The sequence below is a fragment of the Allosphingosinicella sp. genome, assembly GCF_036387215.1.
In the GTDB taxonomy this organism is placed as follows: Bacteria; Pseudomonadota; Alphaproteobacteria; order Sphingomonadales; family Sphingomonadaceae; genus Allosphingosinicella.
The window spans coordinates 75,930-84,734 of the sequence record NZ_DASVUE010000164.1; the positions used below are offsets into that span (position 1 = coordinate 75,930).

The following is an 8,805-nucleotide window of genomic DNA, read 5'->3' on the forward strand; positions in this document are numbered from 1 at the left end:
CTGGTGACTCAAGCCGTAACCGTACGGCGGGACGGGGACGCCTTCCAGGCCCGCCTGTTCTGGCTGCACGCCGCAAGGCTGCTGGACCCGCTGAGCCCCGTCGGGCGGGTCGGCTTCGAGGTCGGCCCGAGGGGGTTCGACGACGTGTGGATCGAGTACGACCCGGACCGCGGCGGAGTCGACCAGCACGGCCGGCCGCTCCGCCGCGAGCACCTCCAGTGCAAGTGGCACGCCACCCCCGGCAGCTACGGGCACGCGGACCTCACCGAGCCGGATTTCATCAATGCCAACGCCCGTTCCTTGCTTCAGCGCGCCAGGCAGGCGCAAACCGAGCACGCGCCGGACGGGGCCGGCGTCCGCTTCAAGCTGGTGACGAACTGGCAGATTGATCGCGCCGATCCGCTGAGAGAGATGATCGGCACGCGCTCGGGTGCAATGCGGGTCGACCGGCTGTACGGGTCGCGGACGGACGAGAGCCGCGCCGGGCGCGTCCGGAAGGCTTGGCGGGACCATCTCGGCATCGAGGCGGAAGAGCTCAAGAAGTTCGCGGGCACGCTCGCCTTCGGCGCGCTAACTGACACGCTCGAGGAGTTGCGGGAACGACTCGACATCCTCTTCGCTTACGTCGGCCTTGCGCGTGTTCCGGCGGCCAGTTCCGCCTTTCCCTACGACGACCTTGTCTTTCAATGGGCCGGACAGCGCAGATTGCTGTTCGACCGGGGCGCGCTGCGCGATGCGTGCCGACGGGAAGGTCTCCTCGAGCGGGGGCCGGAGGCGCGCCCGCTCATCTACGGCATGAAATCGTTCGAGCACCCGTTCGACCGGCTTGAGGAGCGATGCTCCAAGGTTTTGGACCTGGTTCCCTGGTTCGACGAGCGTTTTATCCGCGACGACGCCGATTGGGAGGACACGCTCCTGCCGGCGCTGCGCAAGTTTCTCGCTGAAGCCGCCGGCGAGGCCCAGCAGATCCGCCTCGTACTCGACGCGCACGCATCGCTTGCTTTCGCCGCCGGCACCGTGATCAACTTGAAGGCGGGTCGGCGCATCGAGTTGGAGCAACGCTCAAACGGACTGCGGGTCTGGTCCGCGGACGACCGTACGACCGATCCCAACTGGGATGGATTAGCTGTCGAGATCGTCGATCTTCCGAACGGCGGCGGCGACCTAGCCGTGGCGCTCGGCATCACCCACGACGTTGAGGCCGACGTTCGCCGGCACCTGGAGGCGAACCTGGTGGATGCCGGCCGGCTCATCGTGCTCAAACCGGCCGCGGGACCGGGCGCCAACGCCGTCGTTTGCGGCCGCCACGCGTCCCAGCTCGCGGACGCGGCGGTCGCCGCTATACGCGAAGCGGCCGCCGGTGATCGGCCCGCCGGCGTGATCCACCTGTTCGCCGCCGCCCCCAACGCACTCACCTTCTTCCTCGGCCAGCGCCAGCCGGCGCTCGGCCGGGTCCGAGTTTACGAGTTCGATTTCGAAGGCGGTCGCGGCCGCTCATACGCCCCTTCGCTCACGCTGCCGCCAGGGAAACCGGCCGGAGCGGGTCCGAAACCCCGCCGTGAGCTCGCCGCCGGCTCCGACGGACTTGTTTGCGCGACGCTGCGGACCAACTCACCATCAGCCAAGCCATAGCCGAGAGGATCACGACCCGAACGCTTGTTCGTCTACGTAGCCGGTGGGGGCGGAACCCAACTCGCATCCCGGATCGCCAGCTACTACCCTCGGGGTCTGCTTGCAAAGCGAGCGCGCGGAGCATGCTTGGCACCGTGTTGGGCCTGAAGCTTTAGCAGAGAGCCCTCAGCCGCAGGAGCGCAACATCGGTCTCGTATCCGCACTCGCATCCCGCTTGCTGACACTCGAAAGCGGCCGGTCCGCTTTTCCAACATCGGACATTGAGGTCGTCGGCGGCTCCTGTCCGGGATGGGCGCACGTCGGCCAACCGAGTGTGCCCGTTAGACGTCCGCTTTCGGGAGCAGATCGGACGCTGCACGTCGCGATCTGGCGCATAGCGGACGTCCCCTGCCCCAGGTCCGCTTCTGGCCGGACGCGGTCTGGCAGCTCTCGGCGGCCCAGCTTGGAAAGCAGACCACTTCTTCGCCGAGCGGGGCGTTCGGAATGCGCCCTTACCGGACGCTCCGGTCGACCTCGTTCGACGGCAGCTTCGACCCAGAATGAGACATTGAGGCCACCTGACTGCGTCCCCAGAACGGCCCTTCAATCGCACTGCGCAGCGGGGTCGCAGCTGCGCCGACGGATAAGGTCGGTAAGGGTGTTGTCGGTTTGCGCGTGGACGGAGCGGCCCGACCTCTGTTGCGCCAGCGTTCACAGGCTCTAGTACTGGAAGGATGAACCGTATCGTCTACAACCTCTATTGCGATGAGAGCTGCCACAACGAGGGAGACAATATCCCGGTCATGGTGCTCGGCTGCGTCTGGTGCGAAGTCGGCGAAATGCAGCGGATCAAGGAGCAGCTTCGTGCCATTAAGCGCAGACACGGTCTTGCGCCGACCTTCGAGACAAAATGGACAAAGGTTTCAGCTGGCAAGCTCGACTTCTACGCGGATGTTATCGAATATTTTCTAAGCGATCCTAAGTTGCGTTTTCGCGGCGTACTAGTTCCGGACAAAGAGAAGCTAAACCACGAGAAGTTCGGACAGAACCACGACGACTGGTATTACAAGATGTATTTCACGATGCTGAAGTACGTGATCTCGCCGTCGCACGCCTATCGCATTTATCTCGATGTGAAGGACACCCGTGGCGGCCCGAAGACACGGGACCTGCATAATGTACTCTCAAACAACATATTCGACTTCAATAACAAAACGGTCGAGCGGGTCGAGCAGATCAGGTCGCACGAAAGCGAAATCCTCCAGCTTACGGATCTGCTGATCGGCGCAGTGGGCTATGCCAATCGCGGGCTAGAGACTAGCGCTGCAAAACAGTCGCTCCTTGCACAGCTTCGTGCTCGGCTTGGTCCCAAGGCACTGACGCAGACCGCGTCCTTCTCGAGCACGAAATTCAACCTACTTGTCTGGGCGGCGCAGGAGACCGCCGGATGAGTATGCCTGCGCTGCTTCCTTTTGGGGGCGACTGGGAGGCCTACGAAACACAGCTTTACGCCATCTTCCTCGGAGAGATTGCGCAAGGAGGCCTCACGTTTCGCGGAGACCGCGTGTCCTGCCGCCGCTTGCCCGAGACCGAGGGCAAGTGGGCCGCCTTCTGGCATCTGATCCAGCAGGGGAAGGTGGAGGAGGATCGTCTGCCCGACCTGCGCCGCTGCGAACGGCTGCGCTGGGTGAAGTATGTCATCGAGTCCTGGAATGTCGACGGCGACATCCAGTGGTGGGAAAACAGGCGCGGATCGGAGACCAACGTCCTGCTGTGGTACCGCGAGGAATATCTCGTCATTCTGACTCGGCGAGATGGCTACTGGCTTCTCAAGTCGGCGTATGAGACGAACCAGACACACCGTGTCCGCACCCTCAGGGCGGAACAAGACAGGTTCCATGGGCACTAGAAGCAGCTGAGGCCGGCCCAGCGTTGCTGGACCGACCTCGAATGCTCTTCCTACGCATGGCAGGTGAGACTGATGCGTATCTATGCACAGCAATATGTGAATGCAAGGCTAATCGCCTGGTACCGCACCGCGGTACCAGCACACAGGCCCTCAAGACAAGCTGGTTTCCAGAAGCCTGCGACCGGTCGCTTTCTGCGCTGGCTTCGATATGAAAACCGCGACCGGGTCCGACAACCATCCGAGTTTCGACCGATCATCAACGCTAGGCTACGAATCGATCCCTTAAGGCAGCCCGGGTGACTATCCGCCGGGTCATGCAACCAGCTAAACGAAGGGAGCCCACCGAGGAATAGGCAGCGGCTCTTTCGCCCTAGGCTCTAGGCTCGACGTCCGGCTCACGGAGCGCACGGTCTGCAGCTCTCAACGTCCCACATTGGCGCTGAGGCGCCTTACGCGTTCTGTTGTCGGTAGAAATCGCCTGATAATTTGGGCTTCACAAGCCGCCTCCGCTCACGGGTTTCAGCGCTTCACTCTTCTGCGCGGCCCTTCCGACAGCGAACTGGCCGTATCCGCGCCTTCTAGAATCAAAGCAGCCCAATCCTCCGCCAGCTCCCGCCGCCTCTCCATGTACGCAGACCGATTGTATCTGAGTTCGGAGGCCGACATTCCGCTCGGGGTATGCGCCAGCATCAGATCGATCACGAGCCGATCAACCAGCAACCGCTCGGCACCTGGGAAGAGACGCTCAATCCGGCTGTTCATGATCGTGCTGAATGAGCTCCGCCAGCCGTGCGGGACATGGCGACCCTTCCAGCCTTCACGGTTGTACAGGTAGCCTACCGCATTTTCCGACAGAGGCGTGAACGTGTCCCGGCCGCCGGGGAAGATCGGACCTCTGCTGCTGGAAAATGGTCGTACGGCAAGCAAGACCTCGACGGACGCTGCCGACAGGGGCACGACGTGCTCGAATGCCTCGTCTTCGCGTAGAGCAAGCTCCTGTTTCATCTTCTGTGCCGGAATGCGCCACAGTGCTTCTGCGCTCGGCGTGTCAGGTTTGGTCCAGTCCACGCCCTCGATCTCCGGCCACATGGCGTGCCGCACCATGCCTGGGCGCTGGGCAGTTAGGGCGAGGAAGCGCGAGCTAAGGCGCGTGACCGGCGAAGCGCCGGCCCGATCGACATCGCGGATCAGCGAACGGATCTGAGCGACGTCGGTGAGCGCCGGCCAACGTCTTCCCGTGACCACGGGCTTCAGCGCATCGCGGACGTTCCCTGCTGGATTGGCGTTCTTCACGCCCTCCGCAGCTGCGAATCGGAACACGCGCTCCGCCCGCTGGCGCAGACGCCGGGCGGTCTCAATTGCCCCTCGCGCTTCCACCTTGCGTAGTGCTTGGAGCAGCAGCTGCTCATCGATTTGGTCGATAGGGTAGCCGCCAATCTCACCGAACAGGTCCCGCTGAAACGAAACCATAACGTCCTCGGCGTGGACCGGCTTCCACCGTGGAACCTGCCCTGCGTGCCATTCCCGAGCGAATTGCTCGAACGTGTTCTTGTGGCCCTCCTGCCTCGAGAGCCGCGCTCGCTTGCTCTCCAAACCAGGGTCGCGACCCTCTCGTAGCGCGCGCTTGGCGTCGTCCCGCAGCTCGCGCGCCCGCTTGAGGCTGATCTCAGGATAGGGCCCAAGCACAAGCCGGCGCTCTTTGCCACCGAAGCGGTACTTGTAGCGCCATGAGCGATGGCCCGTTTTCGACACAAACAGGTGCAGACCCCCCGCGTCCGCGAGCTTGTAATCGCGGTCCCTGGCGCTGGCCTTGCGAACTTCGATCTCCGTCAGCACGAATGCCCCCACCCGCCAGGTTGCGATGCCCCCACAATGCCCCCATCAGGCTTGCGATTGGTTGAATCTAGATGAGACGCACTGAGACGCGCAACTGCCCAATTTGTCCAGGAAAACAGCGCCCTGAGACGGGGTGAGGCAGCTTGAGAAAAGCTGCTGGCGGAGCGGGAGGGATTCGAACCCTCGATACGGTTTTGCCGTATACTCACTTTCCAGGCGAGCGCCTTCGACCACTCGGCCACCGCTCCGCATGCTCTGGAAGGGGAGGGCTCTAATAAGCTCCGGCGCCAAGGGCAAGTTAAGCCGCGAAGCCATCGATCCTTTTCGCCAGCTCCACGTCCTTCTGCGTGAGGCCGCCTGCGCTGTGGGTGGTGAGGAGGATGTCGACCCGGTTCCAGACGTTCGACCATTCGGGGTGATGGTCCGCCTGCTCGGCGGCAAGCGCGACGCGGGTCATGAAGGCGAAGGCCTCGTTGAAGTCCCGGAAGCGGAAGCTGCGTGCGATGCCGCAGCGGGCCTCGTCGTAGGTCCAGGCGGGTAGCTCGCGAAGGGCTTCGTCGGGGCTCAAGCTTGGCTTCTCGCTGGTCATGCCTCTATGTCGCCTTGCAATGAGCGAGCGTCAAACCTTTGCGCCCGATGCGGCGGCGCTGGAGCGGCTGGGCGAGGAGGCGATGCGGCGGCTTCCGGCCGAGTTCCGGGCGTATCTGAAGGACGTGGTGCTTCGGGTCGAGGAGTTCGCGGACGAGGCGGTGCTGCGCGAGCTTGGGCTCGAGGACCCGTTCGAGCTCACCGGGCTTTATTCGGGGCGGCCGATCGGCGAGCAGTCCTCGATGCTCTCCGGTGAGCTGCCGCCAATGATCCACCTCTACCGGCGCCCACTGCTCGACGAATGGGTCGAGACGGGGGTGGGGCTCGAGGACCTGATCACCCACGTGATCGTGCACGAGGTCGGCCACCATTCCGGCTTCTCCGACGATGACATGCACGCGATCGAGGATGCGGCGGGGTGAGCGATGCGCCGCTGCTCAGCATGCGCGGCATCGCCTGCATCCGCGGCGGCAGGCTGCTGTTCGAGGGGGTGGACCTGGAGCTCGAAGCGGGCGCGGCCGCGATCGTCACCGGACCCAACGGCGCCGGCAAATCGAGCCTGATCCGCATTGCCGCGGGATTGCTACGAGCAAGCGGGGGATCGGTGGCAAGGAGCGGCGCAGCGGCGCTTGCCGATGAGGGTCTCGCGCTCGATGAGAAGCTGACGCTCGGGCGGGCGCTCCGCTTCTGGGCGCGGCTGGATGGCTCCGGCCGCACGGGGCTCGGAGCGCTCGGTCTGGAGGCGCTCACCGACGTTCCGGTGCGGATGCTCTCCACCGGGCAGCGGAAGCGCGCGGCGCTTGCGCGGGTGGTGGCGAGCAATGCGCCTCTGTGGCTTCTGGACGAGCCTCTGAATGGCCTCGATGGTGAAGGCGTGGAGCGCCTGACGCACATGTTGGCGGAGCACCGGCGCGCCGGCGGAGCGGTGCTTGCGGCGACCCACCAGGCGGTCGCGCTTCCGGGCGCCGGCGAGGTGCGGCTCGGATGAAGGCGCTGATCCTGCGCGAGCTTCGGATCGCTGCCAGCGGCGGGCATGCGATGCTGCCGCTGATCTTCTTCCTGCTGGTCGCGACGCTCTTTCCGTTCGCGGTGGGCCCGGACCGCGCGCTGCTCGCTCGCGCGGGCGGCGGGGCGCTGTGGATGGCGGCTCTGCTCGCGGCGCTCCTGCCCGTGGAGCGGCTGGTGGAGCCGGACCGCGCGAGCGGAATGCTCGATCAGCTGGCGGTGCGCGGCATCGGCGAGGAGAGCGTGGCGCTCGCCAAGCTTGCCGGGCACTGGCTGAGCTTCGGTCCGCCGCTGATGCTTGCGGCCATTCCCGCGGCGGCGCTGATGAAGCTTCCTCAGGATGTGCTGATGCGGCTGGAGCTGGGGCTCCTGATCGGAACGCCGGGGCTTGCGGCGCTGACGCTGATGGTGGCGGCTCTGACGGCGGGTTTGCGCGGCACCGGCGCGCTTGCCGGGCTGCTGATACTGCCGCTTGCAGTGCCGATCCTGATCTTCGGGGCCGGCCTGATCGAGCAGGGAAGCGATACCGGCGCGGTGAAGCTGCTTGCCGCGGTGTCCCTTCTGCTCGTCGCCGCCGCGCCGTTCGCGGCGGGAGCGGCGATCCGCGCGGCGCGGGACTAGTCCCTCGACCACCTCGCGAAGATGGCGGTCGGCAGCAGGAGACCGCGCGCTTCCTCCCGGACGGCCATGTCGCCGCATTCCACCCTTCCGCCCAGGCCGGCCAGCGCCTGATTGAGCAGCTCGCCGATCGCCAAAGCGGACATCCTGACGGCGTAGACGGTAAGCACCAGGAACCGGCTGTTCGCGTCCAGAAGCTTCGCACAGTCTGCGACCAAGGCCGGAAGTCCTTCTTCCAGCTTCCAGACCTCGCCGGCAGGACCGCGGCCGTATTTCGGCGGATCAAGGATGATGCCGTCGTAGCGCCGCCCGCGCCGAACCTCCCGTGCGACGAACTTGGCCGCATCCTCGACGATCCAGCGGATGGGCTTGTCCGAGAAGCCGGAGAGGGCGGCATTCTGCTTGCCGGCTTCGACCGACTTCTTCGATGCGTCGACATGCACAAGGTTGGCACCCGTCGCGGACATGGCGAGCGTCCCGACGCCGGTATAGCCGAACAGGTTGAGAGCTTCGGAGCCGGGACCCAGCCGCTCCCGCATCCACGCCCATTGCGGCGCCATGTCTGGGAAGAAGGCGAGGTGGCGGAAGGGCGTGTTCTGGGCGCGGAAGCGCACGTCCTCCCACGCCATGTCCCACCCCTCCCGAGGTACCGGCCGGCTGAACTGCCAGCGGCCGCCGCCTTCCTCGTCGGATCCGGGGATGAACTCGCCGTCGGCATCCCAATCGGCAAGGGCAGGGGCCCACATCGCCTGCGGCTCGGGGCGGATGAAGCTGTGCGGCCCGTAGCGTTCGAGCTTCCGGCCGTGCCCTGAATCCATCAGGCCGTAATGGCTCCAGGGTTCGGCAACCAGGGTGGAAAGGGTCATGCCGCCCGGACGGCGGGGAAGCCGATCGTGGCGCGGGCGCGGGGGCCGGAGAGGATCTTCGCGCCCGCCGCCCGCACGTCCTCGACGGTCACGGCCTGAAGCTGCCCGATGACCTCAGAAGGCTCAACCAGCCGGCCGTATACGGCGAGCTGGCGGGCAACGTAGTGCGCTTGGCCCCACGGGCTCTCGACCGACATCAGGAGCCCCGCCCTGGACTGCGTCCGCACGCGGTCGACCTCGCGCGTGGTGGCCGTCTGCGCCGCCTCGGCCAGGACCTCCTCGATCAGCTGCGCCGACGCCGTCCCCTGCCGCTGCGCAGTCGCCGCGTAGATGGAGAGGATGCCGGCATCCGAATAAGGCTGGACGTGGCTG

The 8,805-nt window shown here is 65.4% G+C and carries 9 protein-coding genes, 1 tRNA gene and 1 pseudogene; 6 read left to right on the top strand and 5 right to left on the bottom strand.

Translation table 11 applies throughout. The annotated features are described in order from the left end of the window. Nucleotides 1-3: 3 nt before the first annotated feature. From VF662_RS06790 to VF662_RS06800, 3 genes are all read left to right on the top strand, one after another. On the top strand, nt 4-1,632 hold the full coding sequence (locus VF662_RS06790) for an SAVED domain-containing protein (protein ID WP_464139179.1): 1,629 nt from the start codon (nt 4-6) through the stop codon (nt 1,630-1,632). 713 nt (nt 1,633-2,345) lie between these two features. Further along, nucleotides 2,346-3,062 carry a DUF3800 domain-containing protein gene (locus VF662_RS06795; RefSeq protein WP_464139181.1) on the top strand — a complete coding sequence of 239 codons (717 nt, stop codon included), beginning with the start codon at nt 2,346-2,348 and terminating at the stop codon, nt 3,060-3,062. Continuing rightward, nucleotides 3,059-3,520, top strand: coding sequence for a hypothetical protein (locus tag VF662_RS06800; protein ID WP_464139184.1), 462 nt, complete (start codon nt 3,059-3,061; stop codon nt 3,518-3,520). The genes VF662_RS06795 and VF662_RS06800 overlap by 4 nt, the downstream gene beginning before the upstream one ends. A 519-nt stretch (nt 3,521-4,039) precedes the next feature. Here the strand turns inward: VF662_RS06800 and VF662_RS06805 are convergent. The 3 genes from VF662_RS06805 to VF662_RS06815 form a co-directional block, all read right to left on the bottom strand. Further along, the gene (locus tag VF662_RS06805) at nt 4,040-5,356 is read right to left on the bottom strand and encodes a tyrosine-type recombinase/integrase (RefSeq protein WP_464139187.1); all 1,317 of its coding nucleotides are present in this window, start codon (nt 5,354-5,356) and stop codon (nt 4,040-4,042) included. A gap of 157 nt (nt 5,357-5,513) precedes the next feature. Continuing rightward, nucleotides 5,514-5,604, bottom strand: a tRNA-Ser gene (locus VF662_RS06810). Nucleotides 5,605-5,654: 50 nt separating this feature from the next. After that, nucleotides 5,655-5,945 (bottom strand): 4a-hydroxytetrahydrobiopterin dehydratase, encoded by a 291-nt coding sequence (locus tag VF662_RS06815; protein ID WP_464139191.1) that lies wholly within the window; start codon nt 5,943-5,945, stop codon nt 5,655-5,657. A gap of 19 nt (nt 5,946-5,964) precedes the next feature. Here VF662_RS06815 and VF662_RS06820 point away from each other — a divergent pair, with 19 nt between their 5' ends. The 3 genes from VF662_RS06820 to VF662_RS06830 are packed head-to-tail and all read left to right on the top strand — an operon-like array spanning nt 5,965 to nt 7,570. Further along, nucleotides 5,965-6,366 carry a metallopeptidase family protein gene (locus VF662_RS06820; protein WP_464139193.1) on the top strand — a complete coding sequence of 134 codons (402 nt, stop codon included), beginning with the start codon at nt 5,965-5,967 and terminating at the stop codon, nt 6,364-6,366. A gap of 20 nt (nt 6,367-6,386) precedes the next feature. Continuing rightward, the gene (gene ccmA, locus VF662_RS06825; RefSeq protein ID WP_464139203.1) at nt 6,387-6,932 is read left to right on the top strand and encodes a heme ABC exporter ATP-binding protein CcmA; all 546 of its coding nucleotides are present in this window, start codon (nt 6,387-6,389) and stop codon (nt 6,930-6,932) included. Further along, nucleotides 6,929-7,570 (top strand): heme exporter protein CcmB, encoded by a 642-nt coding sequence (locus VF662_RS06830; RefSeq protein WP_464139195.1) that lies wholly within the window; start codon nt 6,929-6,931, stop codon nt 7,568-7,570. Before ccmA ends, VF662_RS06830 begins: the two co-directional genes overlap by 4 nt. Here VF662_RS06830 and VF662_RS06835 read toward each other — a convergent pair. Both VF662_RS06835 and VF662_RS06840 read right to left on the bottom strand, forming a co-directional pair. After that, nucleotides 7,567-8,433, bottom strand: coding sequence for a class I SAM-dependent methyltransferase (locus tag VF662_RS06835; RefSeq protein ID WP_464139197.1), 867 nt, complete (start codon nt 8,431-8,433; stop codon nt 7,567-7,569). The genes VF662_RS06830 and VF662_RS06835 overlap by 4 nt on opposite strands. Beyond that, nucleotides 8,430-8,805: pseudogene (locus tag VF662_RS06840) on the bottom strand (M16 family metallopeptidase); the annotation flags it as partial. The pseudogene VF662_RS06840 and the gene VF662_RS06835, both read right to left, overlap by 4 nt.

What these genes read in the sequence shown, in the direction of transcription:
- VF662_RS06835 (WP_464139197.1), bottom strand. Translation starts at nt 8,433, where the DNA reads ATGACCCTTTCCACCCTGGTTGCCGAACCCTGGAGCCATTACGGCCTG.
- VF662_RS06830 (WP_464139195.1), top strand. Translation starts at nt 6,929, where the DNA reads ATGAAGGCGCTGATCCTGCGCGAGCTTCGGATCGCTGCCAGCGGCGGG.
- ccmA (WP_464139203.1), top strand. Translation starts at nt 6,387, where the DNA reads ATGCGCGGCATCGCCTGCATCCGCGGCGGCAGGCTGCTGTTCGAGGGG.
- VF662_RS06815 (WP_464139191.1), bottom strand. Translation starts at nt 5,945, where the DNA reads ATGACCAGCGAGAAGCCAAGCTTGAGCCCCGACGAAGCCCTTCGCGAG.
- VF662_RS06800 (WP_464139184.1), top strand. Translation starts at nt 3,059, where the DNA reads ATGAGTATGCCTGCGCTGCTTCCTTTTGGGGGCGACTGGGAGGCCTAC.
- VF662_RS06795 (WP_464139181.1), top strand. Translation starts at nt 2,346, where the DNA reads ATGAACCGTATCGTCTACAACCTCTATTGCGATGAGAGCTGCCACAAC.
- VF662_RS06820 (WP_464139193.1), top strand. Translation starts at nt 5,965, where the DNA reads ATGAGCGAGCGTCAAACCTTTGCGCCCGATGCGGCGGCGCTGGAGCGG.